The organism is Kitasatospora sp. NPDC087315 (genome assembly GCF_044744345.1).
Taxonomy (GTDB): Bacteria; Actinomycetota; Actinomycetes; order Streptomycetales; family Streptomycetaceae; genus Kitasatospora.
In genome coordinates this window covers 154,053-177,149 of sequence record NZ_JBIUYD010000015.1, presented here as the reverse complement: position 1 = coordinate 177,149, position 23,097 = coordinate 154,053, and the positions used below count along the sequence as shown (strand labels likewise).

Genomic DNA, 23,097 nt, shown 5'->3' with positions numbered 1-23,097 from the left:
CCGTACCGTCGAAGGCTATGAAGGTGCTATCGGTCAATGTGGGCAGGCCCCGGCAGAACCCGTGGAAGAGCGGCGTCGGCGCGACGGGGATCGACAAGCGGCCGGTGGACGGCCCGGTGGCCGTCTCCGCCCCCGGCCCGAAGGGCACCGGCCGGGTGGGTCTGGCCGGTGACCAGGTCTTCGACGTCAAACACCACGGCGGCGACGACCAGGCCGTCTACGCCTACGCCCGCGAGGATCTCGACGGCTGGGAGGCCGAGTTGGGCCGCCCGCTGGGCAACGGCGTCTTCGGCGAGAACCTCACCACCGCCGGTCTGGACGTCAACGGCGCCCTGATCGGTGAGCGCTGGCGGATCGGACCCGACGTCGTCCTGGAGGTGTCCTGCCCGCGGGTGCCGTGCGGCACCTTCCAGGGCTGGCTGGAGCGCGACGGCTGGATCAAGCGCTTCACCCGGGCCGCGGTGCCCGGCGCCTACCTCCGCGTGGTCACGCCCGGTGACCTCCACGGCGGCGACCGGGTGGAGATCGTCCACCGCCCCGCACACGGGGTGACGATCGCTCTCGCCTTCCGCGCCTTCACCCTCGAACCCGGCCTGCTGCCGGACCTGTTGACCGCCGAAGCACTTCCCGACGACCTCCGGGAGCTGGCCCGTCGGCGGATCGAGGCCTAGGATCGGAGGTACGGCATCGCGTGTCGGTCACCGGCTGGGTGAGGCATGGAGGTAGCCCGTGAGTGCCTTGATGGAGGCATTCCGCATGGCAGTTCAGTTGAATCACACCATCGTTCACGCCCGGGACAAGCGGGAGTCCGCCGAGTTCCTGGCGAAGATCCTCGGCCTTGAGGTCGGCGCCGAGTGGGGGCCGTTCATCCCGGTGGCCACCGAGAACGGCGTCACCCTCGACTTCGCGACCGTCCCGGCCGAGTCGATCGTCGCGCAGCACTACGCGTTCCTCATCTCGGACGAGGAGTTCGACGCCGCCTTCGCCCGGATCAAGGCGGACGGCCTCACCTACTACGCCGACCCGCACCTGAAGCAGCCCGGCGAGATCAACCACCACCACGGCGGCCGGGGCCTGTACTTCCTCGACCCGGTCGGCCACGGCATGGAGATCATCACCCGCCCGTACGGCAACTGATCCCTGCTACTCCCCGTTACGGCGAGGGGAGTTCCCACGGCGCGGGGCGAGCGTCGCGCGCTCGCCCGGCGTTGCGGGAAGGGTGATCAGAGGGTGTCGAACTCGCCGGTGCGGACGGCGGTGACGAAGGTCTGCCAGCCTGCCGGCGAGAAGTGCAGCCGGGGTCCGCCGGGGTCCTTGCTGTCCCGGACCCGGCCCGGGTGGGTGTCGTCCACCTCGATGCAGGCGCCGCCGTCGTTGTTGCTGTAGCTGCTCTTCCGCCACGTCTCCTGCTGGTGTCCTCGCACGGCCGTACTCCTTCGAGATGCGTCTGATCAATGAATAGGGGCGGCAGAGGAGGGGGAAGTCGGCCCCTCCGACTTCCTACTCCTCTGGTATTTCTCGTGGCCACACTTGACCATGCTGTGCTTCTTACCGGATGTCTCGCCCTCGGGACCAGCGGTCCTCGGCATGTCCGAGCGGTATCCGACTGGGGATACCCCAGCAGGAATCGCACACGGTAACCGGCCACGGCCTTCCGGCGCAGGGCCGGTTGTTCCAACCAGACGAAGTAATCGGTGTATCCGGCCAGGAGGAGTTCGGCCCTGGTTTCCGCGATCAACCGGCCCCACACCGACTTCGGACCGGCCGCCCGGACAGTGTTGGAACAGATCATCTGTTCATCAACTCCTAAGGCTTGCACGGGCACCGGCGAGGTTCTCTCCACCAGAGCGTTGGGTTTCTACCCCTTGCGGGATAGGCGTTTCGGCGCCGGGCGAGCAGGTGCTGCTCGCCCGGCGCTCCATCGCGCGGGTTCCGGTCGTTGGGAGGGCCGAAGGTGCTGCCTTCCCTGGGAAAAGAGATGATCAGAGGGTGCCGAACTCACCGGTGCGGACGGCGGTGACGAAGGTCTGCCAGGCCGTCGGCGAGAAGTGCAGCCGGGGTCCGTCGGGGTCCTTGCTGTCCCGGACCCGGCCCGGGTGGGTGTCGTCCACCTCGATGCAGGCGCCGCCGTCGTTGTTGCTGTAGCTGCTCTTCCGCCACGTCTCCTGCTGGTGTCCTTGCACGGCCGTACTCCTTCGAGATGTGCCTGATCATTGCGTGGGGCGACTGCGCCAGGGCCCCAGTCGATCGTAGGAACTACGGTGTGGAGAAGCATCCTTGACGTCTTCGATGAGCCTGCCGCTTCGGGCTCCTTCTTCCCATGCCATCGGCGGGTGGCAGGGTAAACCAGTTCGCCGCGCCGCGTGTTCGGCGTGAGACAGCAAGAGACCCCAGCCACCAGGGCCAGGTGGTGGGGTCTCTGTCTCGGTGCACAGCGTCAGACAGTGTCGAACTCGCCGGCCTGCACGGCGGTGACGAACGACCGCCAGGCACGGGCCGGGAACACGAGAGCTGGTCCCTCAGGGTCCTTTGAGTCACGGACGGGGACGACGCTGGGGAAGTCGGGCGACACCTCCACACACGTCCCGCCGTTGTCGCTGTGCGTGGACTTGAACCAGGAAGCGTTGGACAGGTCTACAGAGATGGCGGCGTCAGTCATGGGTGGAGTTCCTCTCGTGCCTTGCGGATCATTGCCAGTGATGCAGCCTGCGACAGCGCCTCGACCACTAGTTGATGGTAAGTCCTTTCCCACGTCCGGACCGTGTCGGTAGTACGAGAGACATAGCCTTGCTCAAGTGATTCGGAGTAGCCGAGCACCGCACGGTCGGCGAGAGTCAACAGAGTCATCGATGTTCGAAACGGGGCGTGCTCGGCCAGGGAATAAGGGGCGACCTGAATGATCAGGTTCGGTCGGCTCGCCATGTCCTCCAGATGCTGGAGTTGCCGCATCATGATGGCAATCCCACCGATGGGCCGCCGCAGGCAGCTTTCATCCAAGATCGCGTGGTAGAGCGGTGCCGGAGCCCGTTCCAGCAGACGTTGTCGCGTCATCAGAAAGTCGATACGTTCATCAGCTTGGTCCTGGATGATGCTGCCGCGTTGGACAGCTGCGGTCGCGAGCGCGGCAGCGTAGGCCGGAGTCTGGAGAAGACCGGGCACGATGGTGGACTCAAAGAGTCTGATCTCTGCGGCCTTCTGCTCATGAGCCGCGTACTCGGGGAACCCCTCAAGCAAGGCTGTGTGCTTGAGGTTCCACCACATCAGCTCAAGCGTTCCACCCGTCTCAAGGACATCGTCGGCCCTGGTGGCAAAGGCGTAGGTGGGACTCCTTGTCGCTCTTTCGATGCAACTCACCCAACTGTCGCTGAACTTGATCAGCTCCGCGAATGCAACCTGCGTGAGCTTCTTGGCCTCCCGTGACCTGCGTAGTTGCACCCCGAAAGCTGCCGCTGGCGATGACGAAGGGTCAATGCCAGTGCGGCGCATGATTGCTCAACTTTTCGATTCTGAGTCCCACCAGTCCGAAGTGTCCAGTAGGAAGCCTTCCGAGCGTAGCCCCGTCTACCGATCCTGGTAGTGGAACGGCTACGGAGAGGAGTGGTCGTGAGTGTGGCCAGCAAGGGTGACTCGGTGCTCCAGGTCCGTTCCAAGTCTGTTTGTCTGATTGATGCTTGAGGAAGGGGTGGTTCGCCATGGAGGCCATCAGGTCGGTCGGCGAGCCGGAGAGAGCGGGAAGCGAAGTGCCACGGGTCCACGAAACCGAGGCCGCTCCGTCGATCGCCAAGCTCCACGGCTACGGCGTGCGTTGGGATCGTGAGGCCCGGCTCTACCGGGTGCGGAACGAGCTGACGGGGGAGTGGCTGCGTGGCTCCGACGGGGCGTTGTGCGGGCTCTCGTCCTTCAGCGTTGCCGAGAAGCCCTGGGGGGGTTCGAGTCGCACCGGGTGGTGGCGTGATGGGGACCATGCTCAACCGGGCGACCGCCGAGTACCGGCGGGAGGCCGCCGTTGCCGTTGAGGACCTGGTCGCTGTCCTGGCACTCGGTGACGCCAAGCTGCCTTCTGTCGAGGTGGACTGGGACTACGGGCGGTTGACCGGGGCCTATCTGATCAACCTCGGGTCGGCCCGAACTGCCCAGATCGTCCGGATCGCGGACCTGCTGCGAAAGGGCCTGCGGTATGAGCGGCAAGCCGTCGAAGGCTGAACTCCTCCGTCGGCCGAGGCGGGAAGGTGGCCACCTCGGTGCGCGATCCCCGGTTGTCGGCCAAGCCCCCGGTCTGCCGGCTCGGCTGCCTCGTGCTCCTGCGGAACCGGCGAGGCCACGTCCTGCTCATCGACCCGGACTTCATGGACGGCCTGATCCTCCCCGGCGGCAGTGCCCGCCCCGATGAGCCCCCGCACGAGGCCGCTGCCCGGCACCTCCGGGCGGAGACCGGCCTCCACCGCCGCGTCACCCATCTCGTCGCGGTGGACTTCACCCCCGCCGACCGCTACCTGGAACGTCTCAACCTGGTCTTCGACGGCGGCACCGTCGCGGACCGGGAAGCCACTCGCATCGCCGTGCCGCCCCGGAACCGGAGCGGTCTGCTGGGCGCCCGGTTCGTCGACCCGTGCGAGCTGCCCGGCGTGATGAGCCCCGCCCAGGCCGCCCGCGTGCAGGAGGCTCTCGCCACCGTCCCCTACCGCTTCCCGCTTCTCGTCCACGGTCAACGGGCTGCCTGAAGAGGGCGGACGTTACGCGCTGCGGTCGGTGACGAAGGAGCCCATCCCGGGCGTCGTCGTGATCAGGCCCTCTGTCCGCAGGGCGTCCGTCGCCTTGCGGACAGTCTTCCGGTTCACGCCCAGCTCGCTCTCCAGTTGCACTTCGGAGATCAGGTGGCGCGGCGGGTACTCGCCGCTCGCGATGCGCGCTCGCAGGAGCTCCGCGATCTGCTGCCACTTCGGCTGGGTGGGGTCGAACTCGATCACGGCATGACCGTACACAGGGGATGCCTTCCCCTCATAGGCCCGGGCATCCGGGTATAGGTATGGACAGGCGGGGATAGGGTTAGGTACCGTCGAAGACGTAAGTGGCCTCGGATCGCGGGAACGGTCCGAGGCCGATGCCACCAGCTGCAACGGAGCTGACGACATGCGCGAGCTTATCGCGACCCTCTTCGAACCCCTCCGGGCGTTCCTCGCCCCCGGCACCGGCCGACGGGCGAAGCCCTCGGCCCTCCGCTCGGCCTGTGCCTTCCTCGCCCCGAAGCCCCGGCGCGGGCCCGAGGTCGCGAGCTTCATCTGCACCGACCTCGACACCTGGCTCGCCGAGGTGGCCCGCCAACGCAGGCGCCGGGCCGAGGCGTTCGCCGCCGCGCTCGACCTGCCCGACCCCTCCCACTGGCTCGACAGCCTCACCGTCGGGGCGGTGGCCCGGTGACGGACAGCACGCCGGACGAGACCCCCGAAGAGTTCTGCTCGCACTGCCACCGGCGCCGCCCCGGCGTCACCGTCGTCGGCCACATCGAGGCCGTCAGCGGCCCCGGCTGGCTCGTCCTCGCCTGCCCCGACTGCACCCCCGCCGTACGGAAGGAGCTCGGCTACGCCACGTAGCCCGAGCCCGGCGGGCCCTCGCAGCAGCGAGGGACCGCCGAACAGCGTGGGGGTACCTTTCCGGGCGGCCGGCGGCGCGGCTACCTGACGCAGAACTCGTTGCCGGCCGGATCCTGCCGATCGGCCCGCGCCCGGCCCCGTCTGTCAAGCGACGGATCGGCCAAGATTGCCGCGGTGCGCGCCCGGCCCGCTTGTTGTGGCGGCGCCGGGCGGGTCCGCAGACTGTGCGCACAACATCGCTGGTCAACCCCCACCCCGCCTGCGGGCCGCTCGTAAGCATCGTGGATACTTCCCTTGTGAACGTGTTCACGTTCACAAGCGGACAAGCTTGCGCGGTTGGGCAGCGGTCTACAGCTATAGATGAAGTTTGTCCTGAATGTGCCCTATGACAGGGTCAGTTGGAGAGAGGGCGACGTGGAACTGGCAATCGCTCACGAGACCATCGCGCGATGGCAATTCGGCATCACCACCGTCTACCACTTCCTCTTCGTCCCGCTCACCATCAGCCTGGCCGCCATCGTGGCCGGGCTGGAGACCGCCTGGGTGCGGACGAACAAGGAGAAGTACTTCCACGCCACCAAGTTCTGGGGGAAGCTTTTCCTGATCAACATCGCGATGGGCGTGGTCACCGGCATCGTCCAGGAGTTCCAGTTCGGCATGAACTGGTCGGACTACTCCCGGTTCGTGGGTGATGTCTTCGGTGCCCCGCTCGCGATGGAGGCGCTGATCGCCTTCTTCTTCGAGTCCACCTTCATCGGGCTCTGGATCTTCGGCTGGGACAAGCTGCCGAAGAAGCTGCACTGCGCCTGCATGTGGATGGTCGCACTCGGCACCGTGCTCTCGGCCTACTTCATCCTGGCCGCCAACTCGTGGATGCAGCACCCGGTCGGCTACTCGATCGACCCGGTGACCGGCAAGGCGCAGCTCACCGACATAGCGCGGGTGCTGTTCCAGGACACCACCGTCACCGTCGTGCTGCACACCCTGACCGCGGCCTTCCTCACCGGCGCGGCCTTCATGGTCGGCATCGCCTCCTTCCACCTCTGGAAGGCCAAGCGCAAGCCGGAGACGGCCGACCCCAAGAAGACCGCCGTGATGCGGACCTCGCTGCGGCTCGGCCTGGTCCTCGCGGTGATCTTCGGTCTGGGCACCGCGCTCAGCGGCGACTCGCTGGCCAAGGTCATGTTCCGCCAGCAGCCGATGAAGATGGCCGCCGCCGAGGCCCTCTGGGACACCCAGGCGCCCGCGCCGTTCTCGGTCTTCGCGGTCGGTGACGTCAGCAAGGGCCACAACTCGGTCGAGCTGGAGATCCCGGGGATACTCTCCTTCCTCGCCAACAGCGACTTCAGCTCCTCCGTCCCGGGCATCAACGACACCGCCCAGGCCGAGGCCGCCAAGTACGGTGGTGACCCGAAGGACTACATCCCGAGCATCTTCGTGACGTACTGGGGCTTCCGCCTCATGATCGGCTTCGGGATGACCTCCTTCATGGCCGGCCTGATCGGACTCTGGACCACCCGGAAGAAGCGGTTCCTGGCACCGGAGTTCCGCACCGGCGAGACCGAGGTGCCCCGGCTGATGCTCACCCCGAAGCGCGAGCTCGGGCCGTTCCTCACCAAGTGGAGCTGGCGGATCGGCATCCTCACCATGGGGTTCCCGCTGATCGCCAACAGCTTCGGCTGGATCTTCACCGAGATGGGCCGCCAGCCCTGGGCCGTCTTCGGGCTGATGACCACCGCGAGCGCCGTCTCGCCGAACGTCGGCATCGGCACCCAGATCGGCGCCCTGACCACCTTCACCCTGCTGTACGCGATCCTCGCCGTCGTCGAGGTGCGGCTGCTGGTCAAGTACGCCAAGGCCGGCCCGGTCACCGCCGAGGAGCCGCCCGCCAAGGACCCGACGCTGCGCGGCCCGTCCTCCGAGGACGACGCCGACAAGCCGCTCGCCTTCGCCTACTGAGGATCCGAAATGCAACTCCACGACGTCTGGTTCATCCTCATCGCCGTCCTGTGGATCGGCTACTTCTTCCTTGAGGGCTTCGACTTCGGCATCGGCATCCTGACCAAGCCGCTGGCCCGCGGCCGTGCCGAGCGGCGGGTACTGATCAACACCATCGGCCCGGTCTGGGACGGCAACGAGGTCTGGCTGCTGACCGCCGGCGGGGCCACCTTCGCGGCCTTCCCCGACTGGTACGCGACGCTGTTCAGCGGCTTCTACATCCCGCTGCTGATCATCCTGGTCTGCCTGATCGTCCGCGGCGTCGCCTTCGAGTACCGGGCCAAGCGCCCGGAGGAGCGCTGGCAGCGGAACTGGGAGGAGGCCATCTTCTGGACCTCGCTGATCCCGGCCTTCCTCTGGGGCGTGGCCTTCGCCAACATCGTCCGCGGCGTCGACATCGACCAGCAGAAGAACTACGTTGGCGGCTTCTGGGACCTGCTCAACCCGTACGCCATCCTGGGGGGCCTGGTGACGCTGTCGCTGTTCACGTTCCACGGCGCGGTGTTCGCCGCGCTCAAGACGGTCGGCGACATCCGGGAGCGGGCGCGGGTCATGGCGCTGCGGGCCGGCCTGGTGACGGCCGTGCTGGCGCTGGCCTTCCTGGTCTGGACCCAGGCCGACAGCGGCAACGGCTGGAGCCTCGTGGCCATGGTGATCGCCGTACTGGCCCTGGTGGCGGCCCTGGTGGCCAACCAGCTGGGCCGCGAGGGCTGGGCGTTCATCGCCTCCGGGGCGACCGTGGTGGCCGCCGTCGCGATGCTCTTCCTGGCGCTCTTCCCGGACGTGATGCCGTCCACCCTCAACACCGAATGGAGCCTGACCGTCTCCAACGCCTCGTCCTCGCCGTACACGCTGAAGCTGATGACCATCGTCGCCGCGGTCTTCACCCCGCTCGTGCTGCTCTACCAGGGCTGGACGTACTGGGTGTTCCGCAAGCGGATCGGCGTCCAGCACATCCCCGGGCACGACCCGGCCGCCGCGCTCGACAAGGCCTGACCCCGTGAAGCCGGTCGACCCCCGACTCCTCGGGTACGCCCGCACCACCCGTGCCTTCCTCGCCGGATCGGTGGTCCTCGGCGGGGCGGGCGCGGCCCTGGTGGTCGCCCAGGCGAGCCTGATCGCCGAGATCGTCGTCCGGGCGTTCCAGCAGGGCGCGGCCCTCGGCGAGCTGACCACGCCGCTGGTCCTGCTCGCGCTGACCGCGCTCGGGCGCGGGCTGGTCGGCTGGCTCACCGAACTCACCGCGCACCGGTCCGTCGCCCGGGTGAAGTCCACCCTGCGCCGCCGGCTGCTCGACCACGCCACCGCGCTCGGCCCGGCCTACCTGGCGGGCCGGCGCACCGGCGAACTCACCACCCTCGCCACCCGCGGCATCGACGCGCTCGACGACTACTTCGCCCGCTACCTCCCGCAGCTGGCGCTCTCCGTCGTGGTGCCGGTGATCGTGCTGCTGCGGATCGTCGGCGCCGACTTCGCCTCCGCCGCGATCATCGCCGGGACGCTGCCGCTGATCCCGCTGTTCATGGTGCTGATCGGGATGGCCACCCAGTCCCGGATGGACCGGCAGTGGGACACCCTCTCCCGGCTCTCGCACCACTTCCTCGACGTGGTCGCCGGGCTGCCCACCCTCAAGGTGTTCAACCGGGCCCGGGCCCAGGCCGCCACCATCGCCCGGATCACCGCCGACTACCGCCGGGCCACCCTGCGGACCCTGCGGATCGCCTTCATCTCCTCGTTCGCGCTGGAACTGCTCTCCACGCTGTCCGTCGCGCTGGTCGCGGTCTCCATCGGCTTCCGGCTGGTGGACGGCACGCTGGACCTGGAGACCGGGCTGCTGGTCCTGATCCTCGCGCCCGAGGTGTACTTCCCGATCCGCCAGGTCGGCGCGCTCTACCACTCCAGCGTGGAGGGGCTGACGGCGGCGGACGAGATCTTCCAGGTGCTGGAGACCCCGCTGCCGGCGGCGGGCACGGTGGCGGCACCCGCCCTCGCCGGTGCCGTCGTCACGGCCGAAGACCTCACCGTCACCTTCCCCGGCCGTACCGGGCCCGCCCTCGACGACGCCTCGCTGACCCTCCGCCCGGGCGGCACGGTCGCGCTCACCGGCCCGAGCGGGGCCGGCAAGAGCACCCTGCTCGCCGTCCTGCTCGGCCTCACCACGCCGGACACCGGCACCGTCCGGATCACCGCCGCCGACGGGCGGACGTACGACCTGGCCGAGCTGGCGCCGGAGAGCTGGCGCCGGCAGATCGCCTGGGTGCCGCAGCACCCGCACCTGTTCGCCGGCACCATCACCGACAACCTGCGGCTGTACCGGCCGGACGCGGACGAACCGGAACTGCGGGCCGCGCTGCGCGCCGCGCACGCGCTGGACTTCGTGGACCGGCTGCCGCAGGGGCTCGCCACCGTGCTGGGCGAGGACGGCGCCGGGCTCTCGGCCGGCCAGCGGCAGCGGCTGGCGCTCGCCCGGGTGCTGCTCGCCGACGACCGGCCGCTGGTGCTGCTCGACGAGCCGACCGCCAACCTGGACGGCGAGTCGGAGGCGGCCGTCGTGGCCGCCGTCCGGGCACTGGCCGAGGACCCGGCGCGGACCGTGCTGCTGGTCGCCCACCGCCCGGCGCTGCTGGCGGTGGCGGACGAGCGGGTACGGCTGGCCGGGCCCGCCCCGGTGGCCGCCGCGCCCGCCCGCCCGCCCCGGCTCACGCACGACGGCCGGCCGGTGCCCGCCACCGACCCGGGCGAGGACGACCCCGCCGCCGAGGCCACCACGCCGCGGCTCGCGCTCTCCGTCCTGCTCGGCTCGCTCGCCCTCGGCTGCGCGGTCGCCCTGATGGCCACCTCCGGGTACCTCATCTCCCGCGCCTCCGAGATGCCGCCCGTCCTCTACCTGATGATGGCCGTCACCTCGGTCCGGGCCTTCGGCATCGGGCGGAGCGTCTTCCGCTACGCCGAGCGGCTGGTCTCGCACGACGCCGTCCTGCGGACCCTCGGCACGCTGCGGGCGGCCGTCCACCGGCGGCTCACCGTGCTCGCCCCGGCCGGGCTGCCCGCGTTCCGCCGGGGGGACCTGCTGTCGCGGCTGGTCGCGGACGTCGACGCGGTCCAGGACCACTACCTGCGCTGGCGGCTGCCGGCGGCGGTGGCGGCCGTGGTCTCGCTGGCCTCCGCCGTCGCGCTCGGGCTGTTCCTGCCCGCCGCCGGCGTCGTGCTCGGGCTGGGGCTGCTGCTGGCCGGGGCCGTGGTGCCCGCGCTGGCCGCCCGCTGGTCGGCCGGCACCGAGCGGCGGCAGGCGCCGGCCCGGGGGCGGCTGGCCACCGCCGTGGTGGACACCTTCACCGGCACCGCCGAGCTGACCGTCGCCGGGGCGCTCCCCGGCCGGCTGGCCGCCGTCCGCTCCGCCGACTCCGCGCTGACCGGGCTGGCCGCCCGGTCGGCCGCCACCACGGCGCTCGGCACCGGCCTGATCGCGCTGCTCACCGGGCTGACGGTGGCCGCCGCCGCGGCCGTCGGCGTCCAGGGCGTGCGGGCCGGCGCGCTGGCGCCGGTCTGCCTGGCGGTCGTCGTGCTCACCCCGCTGGCCGCCTTCGAGGCCGTCACCGGCATGCCGCTCGCCGTCCAGGCCCGCCAGCGCAGCCGGGCCGCCTCGGCGCGGCTGCGCGAGGTGCTGGACGCGCCGGCCGTGGTCGCCGAGCCCGCCGCCCCGGCGGCGCTGCCCGGGCAGCCGCTGCCGATCGCCGTCCGCGGGCTGACCGTCCGGCACCCCGGACAGGCCGAATCCGCGCTCACCGGGGTGGACCTCGATCTCGCCGCCGGGCGCCGGATCGCGGTCGTCGGCCCGTCCGGCTCCGGCAAGACCACGCTGGCCCAGGCGCTGCTGCGCTTCCTGGACCAGACGGCGGGCACGGTCACCCTCGCCGCCGGCCGTCCACCGGCCGTGGACAGCCGGGAGCTCGCCGGGGACGACGTCCGGCGGGTCATCGGGCTCTGCGCGCAGGACGCCCACGTCTTCGACAGCTCGCTGCGGGAGAACCTCCGGCTGGCCCGGCCGGCGGCCACCGAGGACGAGCTGCGCGCGGCGCTCGCCGCCGCCCGCCTGCTGGACTGGACCGACACCCTCCCGGCCGGTCTGGACACCATGGTCGGCGAGCACGGCGCCCGCCTCTCCGGCGGCCAGCGGCAGCGGCTCGCGCTCGCCCGCGCGCTGCTCGCCGACTTCCCCGTGCTGGTCCTCGACGAGCCCGCCGAGCACCTGGACCTGCCGACCGCCGACGCCCTCACCGCCGACCTGCTCGCCGCCACCGCGGGCCGCACCACCGTCCTGATCACCCACCGGCTGGCCGGCCTGGACGACACCACGGTCGACGAGGTCCTGGTGCTGGACGCCGGACGGGTCGCCGAACGCGGCACCTGGTCGGCCCTGGTGGCGGACCGGGGCGGCCGGCTGCGGGCGATGTGGGAACGGGAGCAGGAGGCGGACGGGCTGGTGGACGCGCCGGGGAGCGGGCCTGCCGCCCCCGACCGGGCCGGGGCGCCGGTCGGAAACTGATGCCGGGCGGCCGTGCCGTCCTTCGGCAGAAAACCGTACAAACTACGCTCGTCTTCATGGACCCCACGCCAGACCTCTCCGCCGCCGCACCCGGCCCGACGCCGTCCGATCCGGCGCCGCACCGGGTGCCCGAGATCTCCTCGCTCGGGCTGGACACGCTGGTCACCGAGGTGGCGGAGCGCCTGCAGTCGGCGGCGGCCGTCACCGACCGGATGCAGCGGCTGCTGGAGGCGGTGGTCTCGGTCGGGTCCGGGCTGGACCTGCACGCCACCCTGCACCGGATCGCCACCGGCGCGGCGGAACTGGTGGACGCCAGGTACGCGGCGCTCGGGGTGATCGCGCCGGGCGGACACGGACTGGCCGACTTCATCCACGTCGGGGTGGACGACGAGACCGCCACCGAGATCGGCGAACTGCCCGCCGGGCGGGGCATCCTGGGCGCGCTGATCGACCGCCCCGAGCCGCTGCGCCTCACCGACCTCACCACCGACCCGCGCTCGTCCGGCTTCCCGCCGCACCACCCGTCGATGAGGACCTTCCTCGGGGAGCCGATCCGGATCCGGGAGGAGGTCTTCGGCAACCTCTACCTCACCGAGAAGAAGGGCGGCGGCGCCTTCACCCCCGAGGACGAGCAGGTCGTGCACGCGCTCGCCGCCGCGGCCGGCGTGGCGATCGAGAACTCGCGGCTGTACGAGGAGGGCCGGCGGCGGGAGCGCTGGATCGCCGGCGCGGCCGCCGTCACCACGGCGCTGCTCTCCACCGACGAGGCCGAGGTGGCGCTGACCGTCGCGGCCGAGCAGGTACGGGAGTTGGCGGACGCGGCGCTCGGCATGATCCTGCTGCCCACCAGCGGCGGGCCCGCGGACGGCCAGATGCGGGTGGCCCACGCCTCGGGCGAGGCGGCCGAGTTCGTCCGGGGCGAGCTGCTGCCGCAGGACAGCTTCGCCGCGCGGCTGTTGCAGGGCGAGAGCGTCTACCTGGACGACATGTCCAGCGACCCGACCGTGGTGATCCGCCTGGCGCGCAGCTTCGGCCCGTCGATGGCGGTGCCGATGGTCGCGGCCGGCCGGGTACTGGGCGGGCTCTGCGTGTGGCGCTCGCGCGGCGCGCTGCCGTTCACCGACTCGGAGAAGCAGCTCGCCGAGACCTTCGCCTCACAGGCCGCGCTCGCCCTGCGGCTCGCCGAGGGCCAGCGGGACCAGCAGCGCCTGGCCGTCTTCCAGGACCGCGACCGGATCGCCCGGGACCTCCACGACCTGGTGATCCAGCGGCTGTTCGCTACCGGGATGATGCTGGAGAGCGCCGCCCGGCGGGCCCTCGTCCCCGAGGTGAAGGTCGGCATCGGCAAGGCCGTGGACGAGCTGGACGCCACCATCCAGGAGGTCCGCACCACCATCTACGCACTGCAGCACGACAACCACGGCGACGCCCCCGACACCCTGCGGACCAGGGTGCTGCGGGAGGGCAGTCAGGCCGCGGCGGCGCTCGGGTTCAAGCCGTCGGTGACCTTCACCGGGCCGGTGGAGAGCCTGGTCGGCGAGAATACCGGGCGTCAACTCCTGGCGGCGCTAAGGGAAATGCTCTCCAACACGGCCCGGCACGCGCGGGCCTCGCGGGTCGGGGTGGAGATCGACGCGACCGTGCACCTGGACGACGAGGGCCACCCGATGGGCGGCGGCCCGGAGTCGCTGGACCGGGCCGGGCGGCCGGGTGTGCTGCTCACCGTGACGGACGACGGCGTCGGCATTCCGCCCGGTGGGCGCCGCAGCGGCCTGCGCAACCTGACCCGGCGGGCGGAGGTGCTCGGCGGCGACGCGTGGCACGAGCCGGGCCCGTACGGCAAGGGCACGAGGGTGTGCTGGACCGCCCGGCTCTGAACGTTCGACGCTGCGTGTCCGGCCGGTTTCGAACGCCCTGTGCGCGGAAAGGGATGACGGCGTCCAGTTGGTGTACACCCGGTGAAAGTTTAACGAGAGAGAACTTCCCGGCCAACGGAGCAAGTTGTGCATTTCCCTCCCTTCCGGCGCCCTCGTGTGCACACATAGCTTTACTCCCGTCTCGGAGAGGTACCGGACTGGGGGAGCAGTGGACGCGTCAGGTCGCGGTCACACCGCAGCAGGGGCAGGTCGCGGGGGGTTCCGGACCGAACGGGCGCCGGACGGCCGGTACCGCTGGCAGTTGAAGGCGCCCAACGGCCGGGTGGTGGCGATCACCCCGGCCGCGTACGAGACGGCCGGTGAGGCCGAGCGCGGCTTCGACGGCTTACGGGCCGGTGCGGACGGGCTGGTCGCCCGGATCACCCATGTCCGGGACGGCATCGGCTGGATCTGGGTCGTCCCCGGCTCCCGCACCCTCCCCGAGGTGCGTTCCAGCCGTGCGTACGAGCGGTACGCGACCTGCCAGAACGCCTTCCGGCGGTTCGTGGCGCTGCTGGCCAAGCATCCCGGTCACGAACTCACCGACATCAGAGTCCCGTTGAGACCGTCCGATGCGGGCTGAGCGGCGTGGTCCGAGACTGCTGACCGTCCCCGCGGCCGGCCAGTGCGTCGGCTGGGCGCTGCGCGCCGCCAACGGGCGGCAGCTGGGCGTCGGTGTGCGCACCTACCGCAGCGAGGACGAACTCGCCGACGCGGTCAGAGAACTGATCATCGAACGGGCCGCGCTGCGGTGCACCGTCGGACAGTCCGAGGCCCGGCTCTGGGTGTGGACCGCCTACCTGCCGGTGCGCAGCACCCGGCCGGGCGCGGGCGAGGCCGGCCCGATCGCCCGCAGCGCCCGCGGCTATCTGCGGCGCGACCAGTGCCAGGCCGGGGTGGACGGCTTCCTGGCCGGGCTCCACTGGGTCGGCCAGGAACTGCGGCGGGCCGGCCGTGACACCCGCTGGCCCTGGTGACGCTGCGCGCCCCTGCCGGCCGTTCGTTTCTTCCCCCGTCGGCCCGTTCGCGCCCTCCCGCCCGCCCCGGCTCCGGCGTTCCCGCGCTCCCGGCCCGCCCGGCACTCCCCGCACGTCCGCCCGCCGTGGCTACCGCTGCCCCGTGCGCGCCGTTCCGGTGAAGCCCAGGTTTCCGGCAGCCTCCCGAACCGCCACCTGGAGAAGAACGTCACAGGCCTGCGACCTGCGTGTTTCTGCCCCTCCACGCCCGCGCTGACCAGTCGCTAAACCTGTCTGAACCGACGTATCGACAATCTCCGCCCGTCGTCGACCACCCTTCCGGCGGAACCTCCGAGCCGGACAGGATCAGCTCTGCCGGACGGACCGCCGCGGACGCGGTCACCGGCCCCGGGCCCCCAACCAGGGCCCGGGTACAGCGATGTACGTCTCTCCCACCGGAGGAACAGGAACATGCGCAAGACCGCTGCCAAGCTGCTCGCCGTCGCCGCTCTCGCGACCTCGGTCGCCACGATCGCCAGTGGCACCGCCATTGCCGACCCGACGGTCACCCCGGCCGCCACGGACATCGTGAGCGTGGGCTCCGACACGACCCAGGCCGTGTCGAACCAGTTCTCCACCGACTACAACGCCTACCTGGCGAGCATCGGCGACACCACCTCGCCGCGCTACTACAGCTGGGACGCGACCGGCTCCGCCACCATCAACCTGCGGGCCGGCGTCTCCGGCTTCACCCGTCCGAACGGCTCCGGCGCCGGCATCAACGCGCTGAACGCCGTCAGCAGCCCGGTCGACGTGGCCCGCTCCTCGCGTGGCCCGAAGGCGAACCCCGGCGGCGACCCGACCACCGACGTGTTCGTGGCCTTCGCCAAGGACGCGGTCTCCTGGGCCGCCCCGGCCACCGGCTACGCCCCGGCCAACCTCACCACCGCCCAGCTCAAGGGCATCTACGAGTGCACCACGACCGACTGGCACGCGCTGGTCCCGTCGGTGCCGGCCGGCACCACCATCAAGCCGTACCTGCCGCAGGCCAACTCCGGCACCCGCGCGTTCTTCCTGACCGCGATCGGCAACCCGATCCTGGGCGGCTGCGTCACCACCGGCCCGCAGGAGAACGAGGGCACCGACGCCGCGTTCACCGACCCGGCCTCGCTGGTTCCCTACTCGGTCGCGCACTACATCGGCCAGGTCTACGGCGGCCACAGCAGTGGTTCCGACGCGCCCGGCAGCCTGACCATCCGCAACGCCGACGGCAACGTGCCGCTCACCGCCACCAACACCCTCTCGCCCGCCTTCGCCTCCACCGCGTACGGCCGCGTGGTCTACAACGTGGTTCGCCAGGGCGACTGGACGGCGACCGACGCCCACGGCGCCGCGCTCCGCGCCATCTTCGGCCCGGCCAGCGGCAACGGCTGGATCTGCAAGAACGGCACCAACATCATCAAGAACTACGGCTTCCTGCCGCTGCCGGGCACCGCGTGCGGCAGCACCACCCAGAACGCCAGCTGACCATCCGTCACCAACCGGCGGCCGGGGGTGCTGAACCCCCGGCCGCCGGGCCGGATCCGGCGCCGAGTACGGATTCCCAAGGAGCCCTGGCAACAGTGCGTAGAACCTCTGTCAAGCTGCTCGCCGGTCTGGCCCTCGCCATCACGGTGACGGCCACCGGCACCGCCGCTGCCGACCCCGCGGTCACGCCGCCGGCGACCGACATCGTGGGCGTGGGCACCGAGGACACCGAGGGTGTGCTCAACGGGCTCTCCGCCGGGTACAGCTGGGACGCGACCGGGCCCTCGCCGATCGCGCCGAAGGCCGGGGCAGCGCCGATCGGCCGGCCGAGCTCGGTGGACAGCGGCCTCTCGGTCTCCGTCAACGGCTGGATCTGCAAGAACGCCACCAGCACGATCAGGAGTTACGGCTTCCTGCCACTGCCGGCCATCGCGTGCGGTTCCACCATCTAGCGACCGGCCCGCGAGCGGTGACCACGCGAGTGCGGCGCCGGTGACCCCAAGAACTTCGGCTTCCCTCTGATCCCCGGTGCGTGTTCACGGGATCCGGGCAACCGGCGGCCGGCCTTCCGGGCCGGTGTTCCACCCAGCACAACCTTCACTCTCCAAGGAGCTCAGCATGTCCCGTACCCGCGCCCGCCTGGCCGCCACCGGTGCCGTCGTCGTCCTCGCCGTCACCGGTGCCAGCAGTGTGGCTGCCGCCGCCCCGGCGGCCACGGCCCCGACCGGCAGCGTGGTGGTGCACGAGAACACCACCTTCCTGAAGGACTCCGCTCTCAACGGTGTGGTGGTCATCCCGCTTCCCTCGGCGACTCCGTCCTACGACAACACCTCGGGCTTCTCGACGACCTTCCCGGTGACTGGTGGTCAGGTCAACCTGCCCGCCTACTACGGCAACATCCAGCTCGGTGGCGGCCTGCTCTTCATCAACGTCTTCACCGGCAAGAGCGCGGTCTTCAAGCAGCTCGCGTTCAGCGCCGACAACTGGCAGCTCACCGGTGTGCCGGTGGACGGCACCGCCCCGGTGGCGCTGCTGGACCCGGCCGGCGACACCCAGGTCACCAAGGTGGGCGCCACCCAGACCCTGACGGCCGCCGACCTGCAGGTGGACGCGGAGGGCGCGCGGTACGTGGACTCCAAGCTCAACACCACCTTCTTCAAGGGCGGCCAGTCCCTCGGTTCGCTCTCGCTGACCTTCACGGCCGGCAGCTGATCTCTCCCGCACCTCACGGCAGTTCGGCGGGCCCGCGCGACGGTGTGGGCCCGCCCCCCGTTGTGGAGTTCCCAACTCCGCTACAGAGTCACCACGTTGGGCCCTCGTACATCAGGCCGACCGAATCCGGCCATCTATGGCTGGCCGAATGGATGCGTACCGGAATCGCCGGCCGCTCGCAGCCTGATCCATCCTCCGCGCCGCGTAACGGTGGTGCGGGATCGCACGGAGGTGCCCAGCATGAGAATCCGCCTGCCCGACCGGAGACATCCCGGGTGGTGGCGCCGGAGGCTACCGGCGCTCGCGCTCGTCTGGGGAGTGGTGGCGGCGCTCGGGGTGGTGCCGATCGGGATCGGGGCACTGCCGCAGGCGCAGGCCGCGTCCTCCCTGACGGTGAAGGGCCCCAAGGTGTGGCTGCCCGCGACCGAGACGTACGGCCCCGAGGGCAGCGTCACCGTCTCGCAGGCGAGCAACCTCGGCAACCAGGTGCTCCAGGTGTCCTGGAGCGGCTTCACGCCGACGGTCGACATCGTCGGGGGAAGGCCCGTGACGGTGGTGCCCCGGGCGAACAGCTCGATCGCCTACGCGGTGCGCGTCTACCAGTGCCGGGGCAAGGACCCCAAGATCACCGACTGTTACGGTACCGCGGTCTACAACGCGGACCCGGCCAAGGGATTCCTGCAGCCGGCGCCGCCCCCGGGCACCACCACGCCGGACTTCCCCACCAACATGGTCGTCGCCCCGACCGGGCCGGACGGCTCCGGGGCGGCCAGCATCGAGGTCTGGACCGGCCAGCAGAGCCCCTCGCTCGGCTGCGACGCGACCCACCCCTGCTCCCTGGTGGTCGAGCCGAACTACGGTGGGGACCCGCTCGACGGCTGGGCCGCCCGCAACGGACAGGCGGACTGCAACGACCACTCGAGCGACGTCGACTACTACTTCAACACCACGACCGACGGCTTCCTGCAGAACACGTACGGCTGGGACGGCGGCGTCAACGACCATCTCATGATCGGCGAGATGTGCGCGTGGGAGCACCGCGCCGTCGTGCCGCTGTCGTTCGCGCCCACTCCGAGTGACTGCAAGGCCGCGGCGTCGGCGTTCAAGGCGGCGGGCCTGGAGATGGCCAACCGCGCCATGCAGCAGTGGCGTACCGGTCTCTGCCTGGACCAGAACCCGATGTCCATCCAGTACACCCCGGCGGGCGGCGAGCCCCAGGCCCGCGGGGACTTCCTCGGCGGCTCCGGGCCGGACGTCGCGCTGACGGCCAGGCCGGACCGGAGTCCGCCGGCCCGGCCCTACGTCTACGCGCCGCTCGCGACCACCGGAACCTCGGTGGTGTTCGTCGTCGACGACCAGACGACCGGGCGGCAGATCCGGGACCTGCGGCTGAACGCGAGACTGCTGGCCAAGCTGCTCACCCAGTCGTACTCCTCACCGGGCACCAAGGTCGCCTCGGTGTCCGGGAACCCGGCCTGCGTCTTCCAGGATCCGGAGTTCCTGAAGCTCAATCCGGAGACCGCCGAGAACGGGATCCACTGGCCGGCGAGCTGTGGGCGCTTTCTGCCGAGCGTCGTCGGCAGCACCACGGACCTCACCTACCAGCTGACCTCGTGGATCGGCGCGGACCCGGACGCCGCGCGGTTCCTGAACGGTGAAGCCGACCCGTGGGGCATGCACATCAACACCTTCTACCTGCGGCCCAAGTACGCCGGCTACCCGATCGACGCGCTCCAGCGCCAGGACGACTCCGGTGTGGACGACCCGAAGGCGCCCGAGGGCCTGCAGCACTGGAAGCAGTACGAGTGGAACCCGGTCGGTGCCGACGGGCTGCTCGGGGTGGTTCGCAAGATTCTGCAGAACCAGCCGAACTGTGTGAACCCCGATCTCAACGGCACTGGTGGGCACGACGCCTGCCCGGCGATGGAACGCGGTGTCCGTACCCTGTTCGCCATCATGGACGCGGGCCAGGCCAAGGCCTTCTCGCTGCCCGAGGCGGCACTGCTGAACCCGGCCGGAGCCTTCGTGTCGCCGTCCACCTCCAGTTTCCAGGCCGCGGTGGCGGACATGCCCGTCGACGCGGTCACGGGTACCCAGGAGCTGCCGTACGGCCAGGCCGGGACCGAGTTCTTCCGGGACGCACAGGCCTACCCGCTCACCACCGTCCAGTACGCGATGGTGCCCACGGCCGGCGTCGGGCAGGACAAGGCGGCCGCGATCTCGCGGTTCGTCAAGACGGTGAGCGGCGCGGGCCAGGTCTACGGGACCGAGCCCGGCAAGCTCGCACCGGGCTTCCTCGGCCTGACCAACGCCCAGCGGCAGCAGGCGCAGGAAGCCGCCGACCACGTCGAGGCCCAGGACGGCAAGCTGCCCGGCAACCAGGTGGCCCCGCCCGCGCCGCCCAACGGCGGTGACGGCGGTACGACCGGTGGCACCGACGGCGGTGCCACCGGCGGTACCGGTGGCGGAACCACCTCGGCGACCGACACCTCGGGCACCGGCGGTGGCACCGGTGCCGGTACGACCTCCGGCGGAGGCGGCACCGGTGGCAGCGGAACCGCCGGCGGCCTCGGCCCGGACGGCACCACGGGCGCCCCGGCGGCCGGCACCCCGGCGGCCCCCGGCGGCAAGCCCGGCGCCACGCCGAGCCCGTCCGGCGGCCCGCTGGCAGCCGCTCCGGTGGCGGCCGGGACCCCGGCGGCCGACCGGGCCGGTACCGCCCGCCTGCTCCTGCCGATCGCGCTGATCGCGGGCCTGGTGCTGCTGGTCGGCGGCCCGGCGGCGCTCTTCTTCGGTGGCACCCCCGCCGGAGCGAAGGCCGCGGCCGGACTGCGCTCCGGCTGGGCGCGGCTGCGCCGCAGGCCCTGACGCTCCCGCGGCAATCGACTCGGCGGGGCCGCCGTCCTGGCCCCGCCGAGTCCCCTTCCCGGGGGCCTCGCCTCCGGGATCTCCCTGTACCCGAGCACTTCCGTACCGAGCGCGCCGGAGAGCAGACCATGACAGCCGCCGCCGAGCCCGCGGCACCCTACGCCGGGGCTCCACGCCAACCAGACCGACAGCCCGACCCCGATGTACCCCGCACCATCACCGCCCCCGCCACGCCCGGCGACCGGGTGTTCCGCGGCCTGCTGCGCGCGGCCGGCCTCTCGGTCTTCGCCATCATGGGGCTGATCGCGTTCTTCCTGCTGCTGCGCGGTTCGGACGCGCTGACCGAGGTCGGCTGGTCCTTCCTCACCGAGCAGAAGTGGCAGACCCAGGCGCACAACTTCGGCATCGCCGCCGTGCTGCCCAACGGTCTGCTGATCGCCCTGATCGCCCTCGTCATCGCGGTGCCGGTGGCGCTCACGGCGGCGGTCTTCATCTCCGAGTACGCGCCGCAGCGGCTACGGGCCACGCTGGTCTCGCTGGTCGACCTGATGGCGGCGATCCCCAGCATCGTCTACGGCCTCTGGGGGCTTTTCTTCCTCCAGCCCCGGATCATCGGCTTCGTCCGCTGGATGGCCAACCACCTCGGTGACGCCATTCCCTTCCTCAAGGTGCGCACCGGCGACATCGGGACCTCGTACACCTCCTCGACCTTCATCGCGGGCGTGGTCGTCTCCCTGATGATCATCCCGATCGTCACCTCGCTCAGCCGTGAGGTCTTCTCGCAGGCCCCGCAGGGCGAGCGGGAGGGCGCCTACGCGCTGGGCTCCACCCGCTGGGGGATGGTGCGCACGGTGGTGCTGCCGTTCGGCAAGGGCGGTGTGATCGGCGCGGTGATGCTCGGCTTCGGGCGCGCGATGGGCGAGACCATCGCCGTCGCGCTGATCATCTCGCCCAACTTCAAGACGATCACGCACATCCTGGAGAACGGTGCCAACTCGATCTCCGCGCTGATCGCCCTGCGCTTCGGGGAGTCGGACACCCTCTCGCTCTCCGCCCTGATGGCGGCGGGCCTGGTGCTCTTCGCGCTCACCCTGCTGGTCAACCTGGCGGCCGGCTTCGTGATCAACCGGTCCCGCTCCGGCTCGGCCACGGCGGACTGACGATGACTCAACTGTCTGACGCCCGCCTCCCGCTGACGCCCGCCCGCGAAGGGACGACCCGATGACCACGCTCGACCTGCCACCCGTCACGGCGCCCGCGCCGGCCGGTGCTCCCCCGGCGCCCGAGCCGCCCCGCCCGGAGAAGCGGGTGAAGCTCGGCGGGATCACCCGCGAGGACGTGTTCACGCTGGCCGGCTCCCTCGCCGGCTCGCTGGCGCTCGACTGGATGCTGTACGAGCGGATCCTGCCGTTCAGCGGCGCGCTCGGTTTCCTGGTCTGCTGGTATCTGCTCTTTCTGGTCGGCTACTTCGCCCTCGGCCGGTTGCAGTGGGGGCCGCTGATGGTGCGCGAGCGCCTGGTCTCGGTGGTCGCCTGGAGCTCCGGCCTGCTGGTGGTGGCGCTGATCGCCGACCAGATCGGCTACGTGCTGCTGCGCGGCCTGGAGGCGGCGAAGCACCTCAACTTCTTCACCGAGTCGATGGACCACACCGCCGCGCTCTCCCCGATCACCTCGGGCGGCGCGCTCAACGCGGTGGTCGGCTCGCTCGAACAGCTCGGCCTGGCCACACTGTTCGCCGTCCCGCTGGGGATCGCGGCGGCCGTCTTCATGTCCGAGGTCGGCGGCCGGATGGCCCGCCCGGTGCGGACCCTGGTCGAGGCGATGACCGCGCTGCCGTCGATCGTCGCCGGGCTCTTCATCCTCGGCATCGTGATCCTCACCTTCGGCTTCGAGAAGAGCGGGTTCGCCGCGTCGCTCGCGCTCACCGTGATGATGATGCCGATCGTCACCCGCGCCGCCGAGGTGGTCATCCGACTGGTGCCGGGCACGCTGCGCGAGGCGTCCTACGCGCTCGGGGGCAGCCAGTGGCGCACCGTGTGGAACGTGGTGCTGCCCACCGCCCGGCCCGGCCTGGTCACGGCCGTGGTGCTCGGTATGGCGCGCGGCGTCGGTGAGACCTCGCCGGTGCTGCTGACCTCCGGCTTCACCTCGCAGTTCAACGGCAACCCGTTCAGCGAGCACCAGGTGTCGCTGCCGCTCTACATCTGGAACTACGTCAAGCAGCCCTACCCGGAGATGGTCGCCCGGGCGTTCGCCGCCGCGCTGACCCTGATGGCCGTGGTGCTGATCCTCTTCGTCACCGCGCGGGTGCTCGGCGGCCGGCGCCCCGGGCAGTTGACGCGACGTCAGAAGCGCCGGATCGAGCGCGGCGCCCGCCGCGCCGAGACCGCGGCCCGCGCCGTCCCCGCCGTCACCGTCACGACCGCCGCCACCGCCCGTACCGCCACGACCGTACCCGCCGGGGAGCACTGATGTCCCACCCA

Annotated in this window: 23 protein-coding genes; 18 read left to right on the top strand and 5 right to left on the bottom strand. The window is 71.1% G+C overall.

The window, feature by feature from the left end:
* Nucleotides 1–17: 17 nt before the first annotated feature.
* Entirely contained in the window at nucleotides 18–671 is a 654-nt protein-coding gene (locus ACIO5D_RS22660; protein ID WP_363605187.1) for an MOSC domain-containing protein, read from the top strand.
* Nucleotides 672–756: 85 nt separating this feature from the next.
* Nucleotides 757–1,137, top strand: a complete 381-nt coding sequence (locus ACIO5D_RS22655; RefSeq protein ID WP_400654182.1) for a VOC family protein — start codon at nucleotides 757–759, stop codon at nucleotides 1,135–1,137.
* An 86-nt stretch (nucleotides 1,138–1,223) separates the two neighbouring features.
* Here ACIO5D_RS22655 and ACIO5D_RS22650 read toward each other — a convergent pair whose 3' ends face one another.
* From ACIO5D_RS22650 to ACIO5D_RS22635, 4 genes are all read right to left on the bottom strand, one after another.
* Complete coding sequence (locus tag ACIO5D_RS22650; RefSeq protein WP_400654184.1) at nucleotides 1,224–1,424, bottom strand: DUF397 domain-containing protein; 201 nt, start codon at nucleotides 1,422–1,424, stop codon at nucleotides 1,224–1,226.
* A 558-nt stretch (nucleotides 1,425–1,982) separates the two neighbouring features.
* Nucleotides 1,983–2,183 carry a DUF397 domain-containing protein gene (locus ACIO5D_RS22645; RefSeq protein ID WP_400797286.1) on the bottom strand — a complete coding sequence of 67 codons (201 nt, stop codon included), beginning with the start codon at nucleotides 2,181–2,183 and terminating at the stop codon, nucleotides 1,983–1,985.
* A gap of 254 nt (nucleotides 2,184–2,437) precedes the next feature.
* On the bottom strand, nucleotides 2,438–2,659 hold the full coding sequence (locus tag ACIO5D_RS22640) for a DUF397 domain-containing protein (protein WP_400797283.1): 222 nt from the start codon (nucleotides 2,657–2,659) through the stop codon (nucleotides 2,438–2,440).
* The gene (locus ACIO5D_RS22635; RefSeq protein ID WP_400797280.1) at nucleotides 2,656–3,486 is read right to left on the bottom strand and encodes a Scr1 family TA system antitoxin-like transcriptional regulator; all 831 of its coding nucleotides are present in this window, start codon (nucleotides 3,484–3,486) and stop codon (nucleotides 2,656–2,658) included. The genes ACIO5D_RS22640 and ACIO5D_RS22635 overlap by 4 nt, the downstream gene beginning before the upstream one ends.
* A 468-nt stretch (nucleotides 3,487–3,954) precedes the next feature.
* On the opposite strand from ACIO5D_RS22635, the gene ACIO5D_RS22630 reads away from it, so the two are divergent.
* Together ACIO5D_RS22630 and ACIO5D_RS22625 are read left to right on the top strand one after the other, a co-directional pair.
* Entirely contained in the window at nucleotides 3,955–4,203 is a 249-nt protein-coding gene (locus ACIO5D_RS22630; RefSeq protein WP_400797277.1) for a hypothetical protein, read from the top strand.
* Between the two features lie 38 nt (nucleotides 4,204–4,241).
* Nucleotides 4,242–4,721, top strand: coding sequence for an NUDIX domain-containing protein (locus ACIO5D_RS22625; RefSeq protein ID WP_400654193.1), 480 nt, complete (start codon nucleotides 4,242–4,244; stop codon nucleotides 4,719–4,721).
* A 12-nt stretch (nucleotides 4,722–4,733) separates the two neighbouring features.
* Here ACIO5D_RS22625 and ACIO5D_RS22620 read toward each other — a convergent pair whose 3' ends face one another.
* On the bottom strand, nucleotides 4,734–4,967 hold the full coding sequence (locus ACIO5D_RS22620; RefSeq protein WP_363605205.1) for a GntR family transcriptional regulator: 234 nt from the start codon (nucleotides 4,965–4,967) through the stop codon (nucleotides 4,734–4,736).
* 163 nt (nucleotides 4,968–5,130) lie between these two features.
* Between ACIO5D_RS22620 and ACIO5D_RS22615 the strand changes: the two genes are divergently transcribed.
* The 14 genes from ACIO5D_RS22615 to pstA all read left to right on the top strand — a co-directional run bounded on the left by ACIO5D_RS22615 (nucleotide 5,131) and on the right by pstA (nucleotide 23,086).
* Nucleotides 5,131–5,418: a hypothetical protein gene (locus tag ACIO5D_RS22615; RefSeq protein WP_400654196.1), complete on the top strand. Its 288-nt coding sequence runs from the start codon at nucleotides 5,131–5,133 to the stop codon at nucleotides 5,416–5,418.
* Nucleotides 5,415–5,591, top strand: coding sequence for a hypothetical protein (locus ACIO5D_RS22610; RefSeq protein ID WP_363605209.1), 177 nt, complete (start codon nucleotides 5,415–5,417; stop codon nucleotides 5,589–5,591). Before ACIO5D_RS22615 ends, ACIO5D_RS22610 begins: the two co-directional genes overlap by 4 nt.
* Before the next feature lie 414 nt (nucleotides 5,592–6,005).
* A complete protein-coding gene (locus ACIO5D_RS22605) occupies nucleotides 6,006–7,550 on the top strand; it encodes a cytochrome ubiquinol oxidase subunit I (protein ID WP_363605212.1) in 1,545 nt (514 codons plus the stop codon).
* A gap of 9 nt (nucleotides 7,551–7,559) precedes the next feature.
* Nucleotides 7,560–8,585, top strand: a complete 1,026-nt coding sequence (cydB, locus tag ACIO5D_RS22600; protein ID WP_363605214.1) for a cytochrome d ubiquinol oxidase subunit II — start codon at nucleotides 7,560–7,562, stop codon at nucleotides 8,583–8,585.
* Nucleotides 8,586–8,589: 4 nt separating this feature from the next.
* Entirely contained in the window at nucleotides 8,590–12,135 is a 3,546-nt protein-coding gene (gene cydD, locus ACIO5D_RS22595) for a thiol reductant ABC exporter subunit CydD (protein WP_400797274.1), read from the top strand.
* 212 nt (nucleotides 12,136–12,347) lie between these two features.
* The gene (locus tag ACIO5D_RS22590; protein WP_400797328.1) at nucleotides 12,348–14,012 is read left to right on the top strand and encodes a GAF domain-containing protein; all 1,665 of its coding nucleotides are present in this window, start codon (nucleotides 12,348–12,350) and stop codon (nucleotides 14,010–14,012) included.
* Between the two features lie 301 nt (nucleotides 14,013–14,313).
* Nucleotides 14,314–14,634 carry a hypothetical protein gene (locus ACIO5D_RS22585; protein WP_363605216.1) on the top strand — a complete coding sequence of 107 codons (321 nt, stop codon included), beginning with the start codon at nucleotides 14,314–14,316 and terminating at the stop codon, nucleotides 14,632–14,634.
* Complete coding sequence (locus tag ACIO5D_RS22580; protein WP_400758019.1) at nucleotides 14,624–15,028, top strand: hypothetical protein; 405 nt, start codon at nucleotides 14,624–14,626, stop codon at nucleotides 15,026–15,028. Before ACIO5D_RS22585 ends, ACIO5D_RS22580 begins: the two co-directional genes overlap by 11 nt.
* A gap of 450 nt (nucleotides 15,029–15,478) precedes the next feature.
* The gene (locus ACIO5D_RS22575; RefSeq protein WP_400654202.1) at nucleotides 15,479–16,534 is read left to right on the top strand and encodes a substrate-binding domain-containing protein; all 1,056 of its coding nucleotides are present in this window, start codon (nucleotides 15,479–15,481) and stop codon (nucleotides 16,532–16,534) included.
* A gap of 95 nt (nucleotides 16,535–16,629) precedes the next feature.
* Nucleotides 16,630–16,986 (top strand): hypothetical protein, encoded by a 357-nt coding sequence (locus tag ACIO5D_RS22570; RefSeq protein WP_400797271.1) that lies wholly within the window; start codon nucleotides 16,630–16,632, stop codon nucleotides 16,984–16,986.
* A 166-nt stretch (nucleotides 16,987–17,152) separates the two neighbouring features.
* Entirely contained in the window at nucleotides 17,153–17,746 is a 594-nt protein-coding gene (locus ACIO5D_RS22565) for a hypothetical protein (RefSeq protein WP_400797268.1), read from the top strand.
* Nucleotides 17,747–17,986: 240 nt separating this feature from the next.
* Entirely contained in the window at nucleotides 17,987–20,614 is a 2,628-nt protein-coding gene (locus ACIO5D_RS22560) for a hypothetical protein (protein ID WP_400797265.1), read from the top strand.
* A 128-nt stretch (nucleotides 20,615–20,742) separates the two neighbouring features.
* On the top strand, nucleotides 20,743–21,774 hold the full coding sequence (gene pstC / locus ACIO5D_RS22555; protein ID WP_400654210.1) for a phosphate ABC transporter permease subunit PstC: 1,032 nt from the start codon (nucleotides 20,743–20,745) through the stop codon (nucleotides 21,772–21,774).
* Between the two features lie 61 nt (nucleotides 21,775–21,835).
* Nucleotides 21,836–23,086: a phosphate ABC transporter permease PstA gene (gene pstA / locus ACIO5D_RS22550; protein WP_400797262.1), complete on the top strand. Its 1,251-nt coding sequence runs from the start codon at nucleotides 21,836–21,838 to the stop codon at nucleotides 23,084–23,086.
* The last annotated feature ends 11 nt before the right edge of the window (nucleotides 23,087–23,097 follow it).

Coding starts and splice junctions, on each gene's coding strand:
- pstC (WP_400654210.1), top strand. CDS start 20,743: ATGACAGCCGCCGCCGAGCCCGCGGCACCCTACGCCGGGGCTCCACGC.
- ACIO5D_RS22660 (WP_363605187.1), top strand. CDS start 18: ATGAAGGTGCTATCGGTCAATGTGGGCAGGCCCCGGCAGAACCCGTGG.
- ACIO5D_RS22560 (WP_400797265.1), top strand. CDS start 17,987: ATGAGAATCCGCCTGCCCGACCGGAGACATCCCGGGTGGTGGCGCCGG.
- ACIO5D_RS22615 (WP_400654196.1), top strand. CDS start 5,131: ATGCGCGAGCTTATCGCGACCCTCTTCGAACCCCTCCGGGCGTTCCTC.
- ACIO5D_RS22565 (WP_400797268.1), top strand. CDS start 17,153: ATGTCCCGTACCCGCGCCCGCCTGGCCGCCACCGGTGCCGTCGTCGTC.
- ACIO5D_RS22590 (WP_400797328.1), top strand. CDS start 12,348: ATGCAGCGGCTGCTGGAGGCGGTGGTCTCGGTCGGGTCCGGGCTGGAC.
- ACIO5D_RS22635 (WP_400797280.1), bottom strand. CDS start 3,486: ATGCGCCGCACTGGCATTGACCCTTCGTCATCGCCAGCGGCAGCTTTC.
- ACIO5D_RS22630 (WP_400797277.1), top strand. CDS start 3,955: ATGGGGACCATGCTCAACCGGGCGACCGCCGAGTACCGGCGGGAGGCC.
- ACIO5D_RS22655 (WP_400654182.1), top strand. CDS start 757: ATGGCAGTTCAGTTGAATCACACCATCGTTCACGCCCGGGACAAGCGG.
- cydB (WP_363605214.1), top strand. CDS start 7,560: ATGCAACTCCACGACGTCTGGTTCATCCTCATCGCCGTCCTGTGGATC.
- ACIO5D_RS22575 (WP_400654202.1), top strand. CDS start 15,479: ATGCGCAAGACCGCTGCCAAGCTGCTCGCCGTCGCCGCTCTCGCGACC.
- pstA (WP_400797262.1), top strand. CDS start 21,836: ATGACCACGCTCGACCTGCCACCCGTCACGGCGCCCGCGCCGGCCGGT.
- ACIO5D_RS22580 (WP_400758019.1), top strand. CDS start 14,624: ATGCGGGCTGAGCGGCGTGGTCCGAGACTGCTGACCGTCCCCGCGGCC.
- ACIO5D_RS22640 (WP_400797283.1), bottom strand. CDS start 2,659: ATGACTGACGCCGCCATCTCTGTAGACCTGTCCAACGCTTCCTGGTTC.